The sequence below is a fragment of the Pseudomonas sp. 20P_3.2_Bac5 genome, from assembly GCF_025466035.1.
GTDB lineage: Bacteria > Pseudomonadota > Gammaproteobacteria > Pseudomonadales > Pseudomonadaceae > Aquipseudomonas.
In genome coordinates, this window is sequence record NZ_JANLOA010000112.1 from 74,900 (window position 1) to 92,213 (window position 17,314).

15 protein-coding genes are annotated in these 17,314 nt (G+C 64.5%); 8 read left to right on the forward strand and 7 right to left on the reverse strand.

Translation table 11 applies throughout. The annotated features are described in order from the left end of the window. Positions 1 to 52: 52 nt before the first annotated feature. Positions 53 to 667, reverse strand: coding sequence for a TetR/AcrR family transcriptional regulator (locus NTD88_RS20935; protein WP_218241295.1), 615 nt, complete (start codon positions 665 to 667; stop codon positions 53 to 55). Positions 668 to 874: 207 nt separating this feature from the next. Between NTD88_RS20935 and NTD88_RS20940 the strand changes: the two genes are divergently transcribed. From NTD88_RS20940 to NTD88_RS20975, 8 genes are read left to right on the forward strand one after another with little or no spacing between them, the layout of a single operon-like run. After that, positions 875 to 1,636: an SDR family NAD(P)-dependent oxidoreductase gene (locus tag NTD88_RS20940; RefSeq protein WP_262154630.1), complete on the forward strand. Its 762-nt coding sequence runs from the start codon at positions 875 to 877 to the stop codon at positions 1,634 to 1,636. Further along, the gene (locus tag NTD88_RS20945) at positions 1,633 to 2,808 is read left to right on the forward strand and encodes an acyl-CoA dehydrogenase family protein (RefSeq protein ID WP_262154631.1); all 1,176 of its coding nucleotides are present in this window, start codon (positions 1,633 to 1,635) and stop codon (positions 2,806 to 2,808) included. Before NTD88_RS20940 ends, NTD88_RS20945 begins: the two co-directional genes overlap by 4 nt. Beyond that, positions 2,805 to 3,872: a phosphotransferase gene (locus tag NTD88_RS20950; RefSeq protein ID WP_262154632.1), complete on the forward strand. Its 1,068-nt coding sequence runs from the start codon at positions 2,805 to 2,807 to the stop codon at positions 3,870 to 3,872. Before NTD88_RS20945 ends, NTD88_RS20950 begins: the two co-directional genes overlap by 4 nt. Next, positions 3,869 to 4,666: an enoyl-CoA hydratase/isomerase family protein gene (locus NTD88_RS20955; protein ID WP_262154633.1), complete on the forward strand. Its 798-nt coding sequence runs from the start codon at positions 3,869 to 3,871 to the stop codon at positions 4,664 to 4,666. The genes NTD88_RS20950 and NTD88_RS20955 overlap by 4 nt, the downstream gene beginning before the upstream one ends. Then, complete coding sequence (locus NTD88_RS20960; protein WP_262154634.1) at positions 4,659 to 5,819, forward strand: acetyl-CoA C-acetyltransferase; 1,161 nt, start codon at positions 4,659 to 4,661, stop codon at positions 5,817 to 5,819. Before NTD88_RS20955 ends, NTD88_RS20960 begins: the two co-directional genes overlap by 8 nt. Before the next feature lies 1 nt (position 5,820). Further along, positions 5,821 to 6,798, forward strand: a complete 978-nt coding sequence (locus tag NTD88_RS20965; protein ID WP_262154635.1) for an NAD(P)H-dependent flavin oxidoreductase — start codon at positions 5,821 to 5,823, stop codon at positions 6,796 to 6,798. A gap of 16 nt (positions 6,799 to 6,814) precedes the next feature. Further along, a complete protein-coding gene (locus NTD88_RS20970; protein WP_262154636.1) occupies positions 6,815 to 7,591 on the forward strand; it encodes an enoyl-CoA hydratase-related protein in 777 nt (258 codons plus the stop codon). Between the two features lie 46 nt (positions 7,592 to 7,637). Further along, a complete protein-coding gene (locus NTD88_RS20975) occupies positions 7,638 to 9,167 on the forward strand; it encodes an acyl-CoA synthetase (protein WP_262154637.1) in 1,530 nt (509 codons plus the stop codon). A 66-nt stretch (positions 9,168 to 9,233) separates the two neighbouring features. Here NTD88_RS20975 and NTD88_RS20980 read toward each other — a convergent pair whose 3' ends face one another. The 6 genes from NTD88_RS20980 to NTD88_RS21005 form a co-directional block, all read right to left on the reverse strand. Beyond that, a complete protein-coding gene (locus tag NTD88_RS20980; RefSeq protein WP_262154638.1) occupies positions 9,234 to 10,496 on the reverse strand; it encodes an OprD family porin in 1,263 nt (420 codons plus the stop codon). A gap of 111 nt (positions 10,497 to 10,607) precedes the next feature. Next, positions 10,608 to 12,260 carry an AMP-binding protein gene (locus tag NTD88_RS20985; RefSeq protein WP_262154640.1) on the reverse strand — a complete coding sequence of 551 codons (1,653 nt, stop codon included), beginning with the start codon at positions 12,258 to 12,260 and terminating at the stop codon, positions 10,608 to 10,610. Continuing rightward, a complete protein-coding gene (locus NTD88_RS20990) occupies positions 12,257 to 12,997 on the reverse strand; it encodes a nitroreductase (RefSeq protein WP_410017303.1) in 741 nt (246 codons plus the stop codon). Before NTD88_RS20990 ends, NTD88_RS20985 begins: the two co-directional genes overlap by 4 nt. 59 nt (positions 12,998 to 13,056) lie before the next feature. Then, positions 13,057 to 14,397: an MFS transporter gene (locus NTD88_RS20995; RefSeq protein ID WP_262154642.1), complete on the reverse strand. Its 1,341-nt coding sequence runs from the start codon at positions 14,395 to 14,397 to the stop codon at positions 13,057 to 13,059. 215 nt (positions 14,398 to 14,612) lie between these two features. Then, positions 14,613 to 15,638 (reverse strand): AraC family transcriptional regulator, encoded by a 1,026-nt coding sequence (locus NTD88_RS21000; protein ID WP_262154643.1) that lies wholly within the window; start codon positions 15,636 to 15,638, stop codon positions 14,613 to 14,615. Positions 15,639 to 15,854: 216 nt separating this feature from the next. Beyond that, entirely contained in the window at positions 15,855 to 17,081 is a 1,227-nt protein-coding gene (locus NTD88_RS21005; RefSeq protein ID WP_262154644.1) for an MFS transporter, read from the reverse strand. Between the last annotated feature and the right edge of the window lie 233 nt (positions 17,082 to 17,314).

Consider the following 17,314-nt stretch of genomic DNA (forward strand, 5'->3'; position numbering starts at 1 on the left):
GCGACACCCTCCTTCCTTCGCCACTACCGACAGTTGCGTTGCGTAGATTGGCTCAGCGCGGCGCGAATCCGCTGGTCAGCAGATCGACCATTTGCGCGGCCACCTCTTCTTTCGTTTGCTTGCCATCCGGGGAAAACCAGCGCGCGGGCCAGTTGAGCGCGCCCGCCAGGGTAAAGGCCAGCAGCCTCGCGTCGCAGGGCGCGACGGAGCCGTCGGCAATGGCTTCTTCGATCAGCCCGCGCATGGCCCGGTCGATGTCACTTTTCAGCGCGCGGAAGCGGGTCCGGCCTTCCTCGGACAAGGCTTCGTCGCCGGTGCGGATCACGCAGCGGCCGAAGTCATCCATGTTGATTTCCGCGTAGCGGCGCAGGTAGCTGCGCAAGCGGTCGATCCCCGTGCCGGGCTCCTGGCGTGCGGTGTCGGCGGCGTCGATCAGTTGCTCCAGGCCGTGGATGACGCACTGCAGCAGCACCTGCTCCTTGTTGCCCAGGTAGTGATAGATCGTCGGTTTGGAGATGCCCAGGCTAACGGCCACATCGTCGAGCAGCGTGGCGTGGAACCCGCGCTCGTTGAAGATCCGCACCGCCGCGCGGAGCACGGCCTGGCGCTTGGCTTCGCGCTCTTGTTGCTTCTGCGTCGCGCTGGCGAAAGGGGAGGTTTCGGTCACGTCGTTCATTCCATTTGTCGGGTGTGGGGTGGGGCGTCTGGTGGAGGCCCGCTTTCCACTTTCAGGGATTTTCGACCTTGACAGGCCAGTGATCGGAATTCTAGCCTACTGACGAGTAGATATTCTACCGCTGAGTTAAATCGACGGGTTTTCCTGCTCGCAGCAGAGCTCGCTGTCCCAACAAGAACAAGCAAGAGGATGTGCTCGATGAAGATTCAAGGTGTGGCTGCAGTAGTAACCGGCGGCGCGTCCGGACTGGGTGGCGCGGTGGCCTCGCGGCTGGCGGCGGCCGGCGCCAAGGTGGCGATTCTCGACCTCAACCAGGCACTGGGCGAAGCCCACGCCGCAGCGCTCGGCGGTCTGTTCATCAAGGCCGATGTGACGGATGAAGCCGGCATCGCGCATGCCCTCGAAACCGCAGAAGGGGTGCACGGCAAGGCGCGCATCCTGGTCAACTGCGCCGGCATCGGCCCGCCCGGCAAGGCGCTTTCCCGCGACGGCACGGCGCTGCCGCTGGCCGACTTCGCGCGGATCGTGAACATCAACCTCAACGGCAGTTTCAACGTGCTGTCGAAGTTCGCCGAGCGCCTGCACCTCGCCGAGGCCGAGGGTGAAGAGCGTGGCGTCATCATCAACACCGCGAGCGTCGCCGCCTTCGACGGGCAAATCGGCCAGCCGGCCTACGCCGCGTCCAAGGCCGGGATTGTCGGCATGACCCTGCCGCTGGCGCGGGAGTTCGCCCGCTACGGCATCCGCGTGATGACCATCGCACCGGGGATTTTCCTCACCCCGTTGCTGGCGTCGCTGCCCCAGGACGTGCAGGACTCCCTCGGTCAGCAGGTGCCGTTCCCGAGCCGTCTCGGTCAGCCGGACGAGTTCGCCTTGCTGGTCCAGTCGATTGTCGAAAACCCCATGCTCAACGGCGAAGTCATTCGTCTGGACGGCGCGATCAGGATGGCCGCCCGATGAGCTTCCACGATCTGCAACAGGCCACAGAGATTGCCGACCGGGTCGAGCGCTTCGTCCGCGACGTGGTGGTGCCTTACGAGGCCGACAACCGCCGCGATCACCACGACTGCCCCACGGACGCACTGGTGCTGGAGCTGCGGGACCGGGCCCGCGAGGCCGGCGTACTGACCCCGCACATCCTTGCCGATGGCAGCCACCTGAGCCAGCAAGGCACGGCGCTGGTGCTGGCGAAGACCGGCCTGTCGCCCCTCGGGCCGCTGGCCTGTAATACCTGCGCGCCGGACGAAGGCAACATGTACCTGCTGGGAAAAGTCGGCAGCGCGTTTATCAAGGCGCGTTTTCTCGAACCCCTGGTTCAGGGCACCGCGCGTTCCGCCTTTTTCATGACCGAACCGGCCGAGGACGGCGGTGCCGGCTCCGATCCGTCGATGATGCAGACCACCTGCCGCCGCGACGGTGACCACTGGCTGATCAACGGCCGCAAGGCGTTCATCACCGGCGCCGAGGGCGCGCAGATCGGCATCGTCATGGCCAAGGCCGAAGAAGGCGCGTGTATGTTTCTCGTCGCGCTGCCGGACCCGGGCATCCGCATCGAACGCATTCCGCGCACCATCGACAGTTCCATGCCCGGTGGCCACGCCATCGTCGCGCTGGACAACCTGCGGGTGCCCGCCGAGCAGATGCTCGGCGAGGCCGGCGAAGGCTTTCGTTATGCGCAGATCCGCCTCGCGCCGGCGCGGCTATCGCATTGCATGCGCTGGTACGGCGCCTGCCTGCGGGCCAACGAAATCGCCACCGATTACGCCAACAAGCGCATGGCGTTCGGCAAGTTGCTGATCGATCACGAAGGCACCGGTTTCAGCCTGGCCGAGAACCTGATCGACCTGAAACAGGTGGAACTGCTCATCAACTGGTGCGCCAGCGTGCTGGACACGGGTGCGGCGGGCGGCACCGAAAGCTCGATGGCCAAGGTTGCCGTCAGCGAAACCCTGATGCGTGTCGCCGATCGCTGTGTGCAGGTCATGGGCGGCAGCGGCCTCACCGAGGACTCGATCGTCGAACAGGTATTCCGCGAGATCCGCGCGTTTCGCATCTACGACGGCCCCACGGAAGTGCACAAGTGGTCGCTGGCGAAAACCATCAAGCGTGAATGGGCGAGGGCACGGCAATGAGTGCAGTGGAGCAAAAGGCCAATGCCGGCGCGGGTGAGGTGCGCCCCGACATGGCGTTCGATGAGCGTCTTCTGGCCCAGTGGCTACGGTCCAACGTGGACGGTTTCGCCGGTCCCATGACCGTGTTGCAGTTCAGGGGCGGGCAGTCGATTCCCACCTACCAGATCACTACGCCGACCAGCAGCTACGTGCTGCGGCGCAAGCCCGCCGGGGTCCTGCTCAAAGGCGCCCACTCGGTCGAGCGCGAGGCGCGGGTCCAGCAGGCGCTGGGCGGCGTGGGGTTCTGCGTGCCGAAGATTTTCGCGGTGTGCACCGACGAGACGGTGGTGGGCACGCCCTTCTATGTGATGGAGCGCGTCGAAGGGCGGATTTTCTGGGACGCCACCTTTCCCGAGGTCAGCCCGGAGCAGCGGCCGCAGTATTTCGACGCGATGAACCAGACCCTGGCGGCCTTGCACAGCATCGAGCCTGACGCGGTCGGGCTGGGAGATTTCGGCAAGTCGGGCAATTATTTCTCGCGGCAGATCAGCCGCTGGACTTCCCAATACCTGGCGGACGAAGCCGCGGGCCGCGATCCGGACATGGACCTGCTGGTGGAATGGCTGCCGGGGATGATCCCGCCCGGCGACGAGACCCGGATCGTGCATGGCGACTTCCGCTGCGACAACATGATCTTTCACCCGCGCGAGCCGAAAGTCATGGCGGTGCTGGACTGGGAACTGTCGACCCTCGGCCATCCGCTGGCTGACTTCGCCAACCACGCCATGATGTACCAGATGCCGCCCGACATCGTTGCCGGCCTGGCCGGCGCCGACCTGCGGCGGCTGAACATTCCCGCGCAATCCGAGTACGTCGAGCGCTATTGCGAACGCACCGGTCGCGCGTCCATTCCGGCCTGGGAGTTCTATATCGCCTTCAACCTGTTCCGCATGGCGGCGATTTTCCATGGCATCAAGGGACGGGTGATTCGCGGCACCGCCGCCTCGGCCCACGCCCGTGAGCGGGCCAGGAGCTTTCCCGTGCTGGCCGGGCTGGCACGTCGTGCGCTGGAGGAATGCCGATGAACGATTCAGTGCTGCTCGATATCCACGAAGGTGTTGCCACCCTCACCCTGAACCGTCCTGAACAGGGCAACGCCATTGACCTGCCGATGGCCCAGGCACTGCTTCGCGCGGCCATCGTCTGCGACCAGACGCCGGACCTGAAATGCGTCGTGCTGACCGGCAGCGGCAAACTGTTTTGCGCCGGCGGTGACCTGCAAGCGTTCACCGAGGCGGGCGACGGGATTTCAGGTTTTCTCAGCGAGTTGGCGGGCACCCTGCACCTGGCGATCTCGCGCCTGATGCGTATGAACAAACCGTTGCTGACGCTGGTGAACGGTGCGGCGGCAGGCGCAGGCCTGAGCCTGGCGCTGATCGGCGACATCGTTCTGGCGGAGCCTTCCGCCTCCTTCACGCCGGCTTACGGTGCCATTGGCCTGAGCCCGGATGGCGGGCTGAGCTGGATACTGCCGCGCTTGACCGGCTTGCGCCGGGCGCAGGAACTGATCCTGCTCAACCAGCGCCTGAGCGCGGCGCAGGCGCACGGGCTCGGCCTGGTCTCGCGGGTGGTCGACGCCGGCCAGTTGCAGGCCGAAGGGGCACGCGTCGTGGCAACCCTGGTCGCGATGAACCCAGCGGCGCTCGGCAGCGTCAGGAAGCTGTTGCTGGAAAGCCACGGCACCCCTTTGGAAACGCAACTGGAAAACGAGGCCCGCAGCATCGCGGCCCTCGCCGCACAACCTTGTGTCCGTGACAAAGTCGCTGCGTTCGTTGCGCAGCGGCTCCCTAAAAACAAGAAGGAGTTGAGTCATGGCTGATGCCTACATTGTTGCAGCCGTTCGCACCGCGGGCGGGCGTCGTAACGGCAAACTGGCCGGCTGGCACCCGGCGGATATGGGCGCCGAAGTGCTCGATGCACTGGTCGAGCGCTCGGGGATCGACCCGGCGGCCATCGACGACGTGATCCTCGGCTGCGTGACCCAGGCCGGTGAGCAGGCGTTCGCCTTCGCCCGCAATGTGGTGCTGGCCTCGCGGCTGCCGCAGAGCGTGCCGGCGGTCACCATTGACCGCCAGTGCGGCAGCTCGCAGCAGGCGGTGCAGTTTGCGGCGCAGGCGGTGATGTCCGGATTCCAGGACGTGGTCATCGCCGGCGGCGTGGAAAGCATGAGCCGGGTGCCGATGTTCTCCAACCTGTCCTTCCACGAGAAGGAAGGCATCGGTATCGGCCCGTTCAGCGCGCGGATCCAGGAGCGCTTCCAGGTCAGCAGCTTCAGCCAGTTCGCCGGTGCGCAGATGCTCGCGGAGAAGTACGGCCTTGACCGCCTGACCCTCGACCGCTTCGCGCTGGCCAGCCACCAGCGGGCGGCGCGGGCGACCAACAGCGGCGCCTTCCGTGACGAAATCATTGGCCTGGCGACCGCCGACGGCTTGCATCTGGTTGACGAAGGCATTCGCTTCGATGCGTCACTGGAGGGCATCGGTTCGGTGAAACCGTTGCAGGAAGGCGGCGTGGTCACGGCTGCCAACGCCAGCCAGGTGTGCGATGGCGCTTCCGGGGTGCTGGTGGTCAGCGAACGCGCCTTGAAGGCCCACGGCCTGACGCCCATTGCGCGGATCGTCGACATGACCGTCACCGCGGGCGACCCGGTGATCATGCTCGAAGAGCCGATCTTCGCCACGCGCAAGGCTCTGAAGAAAGCCGGCCTGAGCATCGCCGATATCGACCTCTATGAAGTCAACGAAGCTTTCGCCCCTGTTCCTCTGTCCTGGCTGGACGCGCTGGACGCCGACCCCGAGCGGTTGAATGTCAACGGCGGCGCCATTGCCCTCGGCCATCCGCTGGGTTCGTCCGGGACCAAACTGATGACCACCCTGATCCACGCCCTGAAAGCCCGCGGCAAGCGCTATGGCTTGCAAACCATGTGCGAGGGCGGCGGCATCGCCAACGTCACGATTCTGGAGGTGCTGTGAGATGAGCTTTCGTAACCGTGTGACCGAATTGCTCGGCATCCGCCACCCGATCGTGCAGGGCGGCATGATGTGGGTTGGCCGCGCCGAACTGGCCAGCGCCGTCTCCAACGCCGGCGGCCTGGGTACGCTGACCGCGCTGACCCAGCCGACCCCCGACGCGCTGCGGCGGGAAATCGACCGCTGCCGGAGCATGACCGACAAGCCGTTCGCGGTGAACCTGACCATCCTGCCGTCGGTCAACCCGCCGCCCTACGCGGAGTACCGTCAGGCGATCATCGATTCCGGCGTGCGTATCGTCGAAACTGCGGGCAACAAGCCGCAGGAACATGTCGAGGCGTTCAAGGCCCACGGCCTCACCGTGATTCACAAATGCACCGCGGTGCGCCATGCCGTGTCGGCGCAGCGCATGGGGGTCGACATCATCTCCATCGACGGCTTCGAGTGCGCGGGGCATCCCGGCGAGGATGACATTCCCGGGCTGGTGCTGATTCCCGCCACCGCTGACAAAGTCAGCATCCCGATCATCGCCAGCGGCGGCATTGGCGACGGGCGCGGCCTGGCGGCGGCCATGGCGTTGGGCGCGGAAGGGGTGAACATGGGCACGCGTTTCTGCGCGACCCGCGAGGCGCCGATTCATGAGGCAATCAAGCGTTTCCTGGTGGAGAACGATGAGCGCGCCACCCACCTGATCTTTCGCCGCTTCCACAATACCGGGCGGGTCGCGCGCAACAGCGTGTCGGACGAAGTGGTGCGCCTGTCCCAGGCGGCCGAAGCCACGTTCGAGGACATCCGTGGCTATGTGTCCGGCGCCAAGGGCCGGGAAGCGCTGGAGACGGGTAATCTCGACGCCGGGCTGGTCTGGGCCGGACAGATCCAGGGGCTGATCCGTGACGTGCCCAGTTGCGAAGAATTGCTGGAGCGCATGGTCAGTGACGCCCGCGACATCATCAATCGCCGTCTTGGCGGCATGCTGGCCTAGGTCGGGAGAGAGAACGATGGACTATCAATTCATCCGCGTGGTCCGCGAAGGGCACCTGACAATCGTCACCCTGCAGCGGCCGGATGCTTACAACGCCATGAACTACGCGGCCCATGAAGAGTTGCAGCGCGCCTTCGACGACTTCGCCAGCGACGACGAGCAGTGGGTGGCGATCCTCACGGGAAGCGGGAGCAAGGCGTTTTGCGCCGGGCACGACCTCAAGCAGCAGGCTAACGACGCCAATCTCGGCACCCCACCGGCGGGGTTCGGCGGGCTGACCGCGCGGTTCGACCTGCACAAGCCGGTGATCGCCGCCGTCAACGGAGTTGCCATGGGCGGCGGCTTCGAACTGGCGCTGGCTTGCGACATCATCGTCGCGTCGAGCAATGCCGCCTTCGCGCTCCCTGAAGCCAAGATCGGCCTGGCCGCGCTGGCCGGCGGCATGTTGCGGCTTCCCGCGCTGATCGGCCTCAAGCGCAGCATGGGCCTGCTGCTCACCGGGCGCCGCGTCAGCGCCAGCGAAGGCGTGCAGCTTGGCTTCGTCAACGAAGTGACGGAGGGTGACGTGATGGACCTCGCCCGGCGCTGGGCCGATGACATCCTCACCTGCAGCCCGCTGTCGGTGCGGGCGACCAAGCAAACGGTGATGCGCGGCCTGGATGTGTCGGTGGAACAGGGCATGGGCGAACAGTGGGACTACCCGCAGGTCCGCGCCATGCTGGCCTCCGCGGATGCCATCGAGGGCCCGAAAGCCTTTGCCGAGAAACGCGCCCCGGTGTGGTCGGGACGTTGAATCCGCGGGCCGTACTTCCTGACAACGACAATAAGAGAAAAACGCCATGCACCCGTTGATTCACGCCCGCACCAACCCCGACAAGCCTGCCTGCGTCCTGGTTTCCAGCCAGGAGGTCCTGACCTACGGCGAACTTGATGCCCTGGCGAACCAGGCCGCGCACCTGTTTCGCAGCCTTGGCCTCACCCGCGGAGACACCGTGGCGGTGGTGCTGGGCAACGACTTCGAGATTTTCGTGGTGGCCTGGGCCACTCAGCGCACCGGGCTTTATCTGACTGCGGTATCGACCAAGACCTCCGTGGGCGACCTGGCCTACGTGTTGGAAAACTCCGGTGCCAAGGCGCTGGTGGCCGGCCGCGCCTATGCGGACGTCGCCGAACAGGCGGCGAAGCAGATCGGCTCCCACAGCCTGCAGGTATTCAGCGCCGCCCCCGGCCGCCGTTCATTGCGCGAAGCCTGCGAAGGCCTGCCGACCACCCTGGTATGTGACCCCAGCCCGGGCTCCGACATGCTCTATTCGTCCGGCATGACCGGCCGCCCCAAGGGCGTCAAGCCGCAGTTGCCGGACGGCTCGATCGAAGCGCCGATTCCGCTGATGCGCCTCGGCGGGGCGCTTTACGGGATGGATGGCGACAGCCGCTACCTGTCGACGTCGCCGCTGTACCACGCGGCGCCGCTGCGTTGGGCGATGGTGATCCAGCGTTTCGGCGGGACCGTGTTCATCATGGAGCGTTTCGACGCGGAGCAGTCACTGGCGTTGATCGAACAGGAGCGCATCACGCACTCGACCTTCGTGCCCACGCATTTCGTGCGCATGCTCAAGCTCGATCCAGCGGTTCGCCAACGCTATGACCACCGCTCGCTGCGCGCGGTGATCCATGCCGCGGCGCCGTGCCCGGTGCCGGTCAAGCACGCCATGATCGACTGGTGGGGGCCTGTCATCCACGAGTACTACTCGGGCACGGAAACCTGCGGGATTACCGCCCTGGATTCGGCGCAATGGTTGAGCAAGCCGGGTTCGGTGGGGCGCGCCGTGCTGGGGACCCTCAAGATCCTCGGCGCGGACGGCAAGGAGGTGCCGCCGGGCACCCAGGGCGATGTCTACTTCGCCGACGGCCCGCGCTTCGAGTACCACAACGACCCGGAAAAAACCCGCCAGGCGTACAACGCCAAAGGCTGGGCGACGCTGAACGACATCGGCTGGGTCGACGAGGACGGCTACCTGTTCCTGACCGATCGCAAGAGCTTCATGATCATTTCCGGCGGCGTGAACATCTACCCGCAGGAAATCGAAAACCTGCTCATCACCCATCCAGACGTCGAGGACGCGGCGGTGTTTGGCGCGCCTGACGCCGAAATGGGCGAGCGGGTGGTGGCGGTGGTACAGCCCCGGGCGGGTATCGCCGGGAGTGCCGAGTTCGCGGAAACGCTTCGCCGCTTCGTTCGCGAGGGCCTGGGTGGCGTCAAGTGCCCGCAGCAGTTCGATTTTCGCAGCGAACTGCCCCGCGAACCCACGGGCAAGCTGATGAAGCGGTTGTTGAAAGCCGAGTATGAAGTGGCTTATCGGGGGGCTTAGGTGGGGCTGACTCACACATGACGGCTGTCGGCCTGGCGAGCAACTCGCCAGGCCGGGATCAAGGGCTTAGAAATTTACCGTGTAGCGCACGATAAAGCGGTTTTCGTTGGCGCTGTCGGCATAGGTGGAACGGTTGGTGGAGTTGCGCCATTGCACCGCCAGGCCTTTGACCGGACCACTCTGGATGACGTAGGCGATATCGGTGACACGCTCCCATTCTTTGCCCGATTGACCCTCCTGGCGCAGGGCCGCTGCCTGGCGGGTGGTCAGCAGCGCGGGATCGACATCGTCGCCGTTGACGTACCGCAGGGTCAGCGTCAGGCCGGGCAGGCCGAGGGCGGCGAAATCGTAGTCGTATCGAGCAAACCAGACACGTTCGTTTGGCGCGGTGAAGGTGCTGACCAGCGACTCGCCAAACAGGTAGGTGTCTGTCCCGTTGACGAACGCGAAGGGCGTATCGCCCCACGCTTTCTGGTAGCCGCCGCCGAGGGTGTGGCCTTTCAGGCTGTAGGCGAAATAGCTACTCAGCGTGCGGTTGTCGACGTCCCCCAACAGTTCGTCGCCTGTTGCTCCGGCATCGAACAGGCGGACGTCGGCAATCACCGCGCCTGTCGACAGCGGTTGATTGAGCTTCAGGCCTGCGTAGTGGGTGCGATACAGGTCGGCGAGTTCGGCAATGTGGTAGCTCAGGGTGAGTGTCGGCAGTAGCTTGTAGTCGAACGCCAGGTAGTCGAAATGATCAGCGTCGATGGCGCGATAACCAAAGGTCGTGAGCGATTCGAAATCCGTCGAGTTTCGCTGCTTGACGGCGTTGACGCGAATCGCCGAGACGGTCAGTGAGTCGACATCATTGGACACCAGCGAACCACCGCGGAACACCTGCGGCAACAGCCGGCTGTTGTTGCTCCACAACAACGGCATCAGTGGGCTGATGCCGCCGAGGCGAAGTTCGCTCTTGCCGAGCCGCGCCTTGGCCGTCAGCGTGAACTTGCCGTACTCGTCTTCGACGTTGCGCTGCGAATCGAACGCCAGAAGGCCCGAGCCGGTGCGGTCCGGGCTTGAATCCAGCTTGAGCCCCAGCAGGCCTTGAGCATCCACGCCAAAGCCCACCGTCCCCTCGGTGAAACCTGACTGCACGTTGAGAATGAAGCCTTGCGCCCATTCGTCGCGCTTCGATTGGCTGGCACCCTCGTTGCGGAAGTCGCGGTTGTAGTAGAAGTTTCTGAGTTCCAGGCTTGCCTTGGTGTCATCGATGAAATCCGCGCACGCGAAGGGGGCGCACGTGAGTGCCGCCACCGGCACGAGGAAGTGGGCGTGGTATGTCGTCATTGCAAGCACCTTTTGTTGTTTTAGTGTGCATGAACCCCTGCCGCCGCTAGTGGGCAACATGAGTGATAACGCTGGAGGAATTGCTGTCAGGCGGGTGTCGTGCTCGGCCGCTCAGGCGCCGGAGGCCAGGCGCACGATCGCGTCACGGCTGCCCGCCCGTTGGCGCAGCAGGAACTTCTGGATCTTGCCGGTGGCGGTTTTTGGCAACTCGTCGAAAATCACCCGTTGCGGGCACTTGAAACGGGCCAGGCGTTGTTGGCAGAACGCGATCAATTCCTGCGGCGTGGGCGTTTGCACGCCAGCTTTCAATTCAACGAAGGCGCAGGGGACTTCACCCCATTTGTCGTCCGGTTGCGCGACAACCGCCGCATGCAGTACTGCGGGGTGGGCATGCAGCGCCTCTTCGATTTCGATGGAGGAGATGTTCTCGCCGCCCGAAATGATCACGTCCTTGCAGCGGTCGGTGATCTGGATGTAGCCGTTCTCATGAACGACCGCCACATCGCCGGTATGAAACCAGCCGCCGGAAAACGCCTGTCGGGTGGCAGACGGGTTTTTCAGGTAACCCATCATCACGGTATTGCCGCGCATCAGCAGTTCCCCGGTGGTCTGGCCATCGCGCGGGACCGGCTGCAGTGTCTCGGAATCCGCCACCATCAGGTCTTCGAAGACGGCGCCGCGTGCACCCTGGCGAACCCGCAACGCGCACTGTTCAGCGGGTGGCAGGGCGTCCCAGGCGTCTTGCCAGACACAGCTCACCGGTGTTCCGCACACTTCGGTGATGCCATACACATGATCGACATCGAAGCCCAACGCCAGGACTGCCTGCAGCACCGCGGCGGGCGGCGGGGAGCCGGCGGTCAGCACCCGGACCGGCGTCGCCAGGGCGGCGCGGCCGGTCGTGTTGGCGATCATCGCCATGACGATGGGGGCGGCGCAGAAGTGATCGACCGCATGGGTGTCGATGGCGTCGAACACCGTTTCAGCCGAGACCTTGCGCAGGCACACGTGGGTGCCGGCGGCTGCGGTGATCGCCCAGGTGAAACACCACCCGTTGGCATGGAACATGGGCAGCGTCCACAGGTAGCGCGGCGCCCGGGCCAGCGGCCAGTTGGTCATTTGCAGCAGGCTCATGAGGTAAGTGCCGCGGTGGCTGGCAACCACGCCCTTGGGATCGCCGGTGGTCCCGGAGGTGTAGTTGAGGGCTATCGGTTGCCATTCGCTGGCCGGCCAGACACCCGCAAAGCGAGGGTCGCCGCCCGCGAGCAAGCGCTCGTAATCGATTTCGCCAATGGCGGGTCCGTCGGGCGAAAGGTGGTCGTTGATATCGATCACCACCGGGCGTTGTTCCAGCAGTTCGAGCGCCGCCGCCGCCAGCCTGGCGAACTCGCGATCCACCAGCAGCAGCTTGCATTCGCTGTGGCGAAGGATGAAAGCGACACCTTCGGCATCCAGGCGATAGTTGATGCCGTTCAGCACCGCGCCGGCCAGTGGCACCCCATAGTGTGCTTCGAGCATCGCCGGGGTGTTTGGCGAGAGGATGGACACCGTGTCGCCATGGCCCAGGCCTCTGCTGACCAATGCCGAAGCCAGCCGGTAGCAGCGCTCGCGGGTTTCAGCCCAGGTTCGGCGCAGCTCACCGTGCACCACGGCGTGCCGTTGCGGATGGACCAGGGCGGCGCGGTCGAGGAAACCGAGCGGCGTGAGGGGCAAGTGGTTGGCAGGGCTACGATCGAGCCCGCTCTCATAGGCACCAGGATTCATGGGGTTGTCTCCTTGTTATTGTGATGAAAAGTGGTGAAGGCGCTGACGGGCTCGCGGTCGGTGACCAGGGTGTTCTCGATGCGGGTTTCGTCGGCGTAGCCCAGGCTCATCCCGCACACCAGCATTTGCTCGGCGGGAATCGCTAGCATCTCGGTAATCACCTGGTGGTACTTGAGAAACGCGGCCTGCGGGCAGGTGTGCAAGCCTCGGCCGCGAGCGGCCACCATGACGCTCTGCAGGAACATGCCGTAATCCAGCAGGCTGCCTTCCTGAAGCACGCGATCAATGGTGAAGATCAGGCCTACCGGCGCATCGAAAAACCGATAATTGCGGGCGTGCTGCTGATGCATGCGCTGCTTGTCGCCCTTGCTGATGCCCAGCAGGCTGTACAGCTCCCAGCCGACCTGGCGGCGCCGCTCGACGTAGGGCGCGACCCACTCACGCGGGTAATACTCGTAAGGATCGGCGAGGTTTTCAGTGAGCGCCGGGTCGTTGTCGAGCGCGGCGATCGCGTTGGACAAGCGTGCCTTCATTGCCCCGGTGATGACATGAACGCGCCACGGCTGCATGTTCACGCCGGTCGCACAGAAGCGCGCCACATCCAGGATCGATTCGATGTCCTCGCGTGATACCGGGGTCGGCAGAAAGGCTCTGATGCTGCGGCGCGAGGCGATCGCCCAATCAACCGTCTGCTCCAGTAGCTGCGCCGAGAGTGGCGGTTGTGATAAGCGGTTCATAGTCATCTCTTGCGGGTTTGTGTGTGAGTGGGCAGCGCTGGCACGCCGGGTCTACAGGCTCAACTGGACGCCACGGCAGCCTTCGCCTGGGCAGAGTCGGAGCGCGACTGGTTGATCAGGGTGACGGCCGCGGCACCGATCAGGCCGGCCAGGCTGATCGCCATGAAGTTCTGCTCCAGTGGCAGGCTCAAGGACACCAGCCAGCCGATTAGAACCGGTGCCACGATCGCGCCGATGCGGCCAACCCCGGAGGCAAAGCCAACGCCGGCAGAACGGAGGGTCGAGGGGTAGAAGTCGCCGGCGTAGGCATAGGCCAGCAGTTGTGTGCCGAGGGTCGAGGCACCGACCACGAACACCACCGCAAACAGCAGGCTGGTGGAGCGGGTATAGCCGAGCAACGTCAAGGCGATCGCACCGACTAGGTAGAAGCACACCAGCACATGCTTGATATTGAATTTATCGCTCAACCAGCCGCCGCCGAGGGCACCGACGATGGCGCCGACATTGAACACGATGACGAAGTTGAGCGCGGAACCCAGGCTGAAACCGGCCATCGCCATCAGCTTGGTCAACCAGGAGTTGAGGGCGTACACCATGAACAGCCCGGTCATGAAGGCTGCCCAGATCATCACGGTGCTGAAGCCGCGGCCGTCCTTGAACAGGTTGCGCACCGGCGCCTCCTGCTTGCCGAGCACGGCCGGGTTGCCGACCATCACGGCCTGGTCGTCGATGGCCAGGTCTGGCCGCAGTTGTCGGGCGATGTCGCGCAGTTCGGCCTGGCGGTCATGCTTCAGCAGGTAGCCGATCGAGTCGGGCATGCTCTTGAGGATGAACGGAATCAGCAGCACGGGTAGCCCGGCGATGTAGAACACCCACTGCCAGCCGTGGCTTTCGATCAGTTGCTTGGCGGTCAGTGCGACGAGAATGCCGCCTACCGAGTAGCCGGCGAATACCAGCGTCACCAGGCGCGTGCGTAGCTTCAGGGGCGAAAACTCTCCCATCTGCGCGGTGCACACCGGCAACACCCCGCCGATCCCCAGGCCGGCGATGAAACGCATGACACTGAAGCTCACGGGATCATTGGTCAGGCCCGCCGCGGCGGTAAACAGACTGAACAGCGCGACGCAGAACGCGATCATTTTCGGGCGGCCGATCCGATCTGCCAGGGTGCCGAGGAAAATGGCGCCGAGCATCGTGCCGAACAGCGCCGAGCCCGCCATGATGCCGGCGCTCGTCGGGTCGATATTCATGTCTTTCATGATCGCCGGGAGCGCCGCGCCGACCACTGCCAGGTCGTAGCCATCGATCACCAGGATCAGCACGCACCAGAATAGAATCAGCCTGTGGAAACGGTTGAAACGTGACTCGGCCGCCAACGTATAAACGTTCACCGGTTGCATAGCGTGTCTCCTTCAATCTTGTTTTTGTTTGTGAAGTGCACTGTGGGTCGTCGGGCATGCCGCGCTGTACGACGTACTGCGGAGCCGATCATAGGGGCGGGGCGTGGGCGCGGCCCATGCCCGCAGGCATCGTTGTGATTGACCGATTCGGGCAGTCTTTGAGGTGGGCGGGCAGCGCGGGGCGGGAAGGGGAGCGTGCGGTCGGATGGGTGCCGTCAGAGGTCGGCGTCTTCACCCTGGGAGCGGCGATAGGCACCGGGGCTGACCCCGGTCCATTTCTTGAAGGCACGGTGGAAGGCGCTGGTTTCCTGAAACCCTGTGCGTGCCGCGACGTCGGTCACCGTCAAGCCAGGCTGGCTGAGCAGATTGATGGCGATGTCTCGGCGCAGGTTGTCCTTGAGCCGTTGGTAGTTGAGCCCTTCGGCCTGCAGCCGGCGCTGCAGGGTCGAATAGGACATGCGCAGCATCTTCGCCAGCGCCTCGAGTTCCGGCCACTCTTCGGGGCTTTGCCCGCGCAGGCGTTGCCGGATCCGGGCACTGATGCTCTCGTCGTTGCGGTATTTGACGAGGATGCTGGCAGGCGATTCCTTCAGGAATGCCGCCAGCGTGAGGGGCGTCTGGGCCACCTTCAACTCAAGGAAGTCGCGCTCGAAGAAGACCTGCGAGACCGGCGCCGCAAAGTTGATGTTTTCGCAGAAACGCATCCGGTAGTCGCTGTCGTCATCAGGCTGTTGAGCGCGCAGGTCCAGGCGCTGAATCGGGATGCGCCGATTACCCAGCCAGCAGAGCAGGCCATGCACCAGGATCAGCCAGGTGCCGTAGCAGAAAAGCCTGCGCTGCACGCCGTGATCGTGGAGGACGATGACCGCCGACTCGCCGTCGAACACCAGCTCACCGTACACGTCATCCAGAATCGAGCGAAGGAACGCGAGCATGCGCCGCAGGGCGTGCTCCAGGTTGTCGCAACCGAGCGTGAGCTGGCACATCAGCTTGAAACTGCCGCGCCGCATCGGATGGCGATCGATGGCGAAAAACTCATCGTCGAGCACATCAGACAGGGCTACCCACAAGCGCGAGAACCCCGCAGCCGATACCCGTGCATGAGGCGATGCCAACAGCGCCGGGTCAATGCGCGCCTGACGCAGCGCCCATGCCACGTCGACGCCCTTGTGCCGCGCGCCGAACAGCGCCTCTTGTACCAGCCCGATCGAGGTGGTGCCTTTGTCTGGCGGCAGTGCCATGCAGTTTCCTTCCTCTGCCCGCGCCCGGTGGCACGAGCAACCCCGGTGGATTGCGATAGTCGCCTGCTGGCTTTACCGGCAGTACGCAACAGTGCTGTAGCGCCGCTACGTTCTGTTTTCGGCTATCGCTTGTCAACCGCGAGGGTGCGCGGCCGTCCCGGGTCGTTCACTGGCGGGGAGGAAAAGGAGACAGATCCAAGACCAACCTCGTCCGTGTTAGCAGGGCTGTGCCGCCGTGCTATTACTGACGTTACGCCCCAGTACCAGCACCGTGACAAAACCGCAGCCCACCAGGGCCGTGGCCAGGCTCAACAGCACCGAGCTGCCCATCTGGTCGACGATCCGCCCGCCGAAGAACGAGCCCAGCGCGATGATTACCTGGAACAGGGCGACGAACAGTGGCATGCCGCGTTCGACATCCTTCGGCGCCACGACAAACATCCAGATGCTGGCGCAGGCCGGGAACGCGCCGAAGGCGAAGCCCCAGAGTGCGATCAGCATCGCGGCGCCGGTCATGCCGGTGGCGAAGTGGGGGAACAGGGCGGTGCTGATGCCGATGGTCAGTGCCACCAGCAACAGCGTGTGGCGCACGCTGCGGTTGGCGGCAAAGCCCGCGAAAATATTGCCGATGACCCCGGCCACGCCGTAGAGCAGAAGGAGCGAGCCAATAGTCGGCCCATCGAAACCGGCACTCTGTTTGAAGAAGGGGGCGACATAGGTGTACGCGGCAAAGTGCGCCAGGCCAATCAGCAAGACCGCGATCAATCCAACCCGCGCTTGTGGATTGATAAACAAGGCCGGCAGGTCACTGATGCGAATGGCCTTGTCCGGGTTGAGCCGCGGCAGCAGGAAGACCTGCGCCAGCAGCACCGGAATGCCCAGCAGGGCGGTAACCAGGAAGGTCATGCGCCACCCCATCAGGCCACTTAGCCAGGTGCCTACCGGAACGCCCAACACCGTAGCCAGGGTCACCCCGACCATGATGATTGAAGTAGCCTGGGCTACGCCGACTCCCTTGGGCGCCAGACGGCCGCTGAGGGCAATGGCCGTCGCCCAGAAACCGCCGATGCTGATGCCCAGCAAAACGCGGCCGAACAGCAACAGACCGAAGTCGCTGGCATAGGCCACGACCGAGTTGGCGATGATCATGATCAGCGTCAGGCCGATCAGCAGATAGCGACGGTCCAGAGCGCCAATCCCCACCGACAGCAACGGCGCGGCGAGGGCGGCCATGATGCCGGGGAGGGTAACCATCAGACCGGCATGGCCGGCACTGATGCCGAGGTCGCTGGCGACATCGTTGAGCACGCCCACCGGGAGAAACTCACTGGTCACCAGGGCGAAAGCGCCCACGGCGACTGAAAGAATGGCCAGCCACTGCTGTTTGACGCTTTGCTGACTGTGTTCGGGAAGGCCGCGAGGGGCCTGGCTGGCGCTTGGCATGGGTGCTGGATTCCAAGGGGTGAATGTCGCCTGAAGACAGGCGGGGGAGAGGGGAAAAGCTGGGAGGCGATTATAGGAGCCGGTTTTGGGAGTCCGACAGGGGAGCACTTCGATAGTAATCATCAGTGCAATCGATGGGATGGGCGGGGGAGAGGGGTTGGTTTAGGTTGCAAATCGTAGGGGAGGCAGCTGTACGCGGGTTCGCGGACCGAGGCAAAAGGAACTCGGCAGAC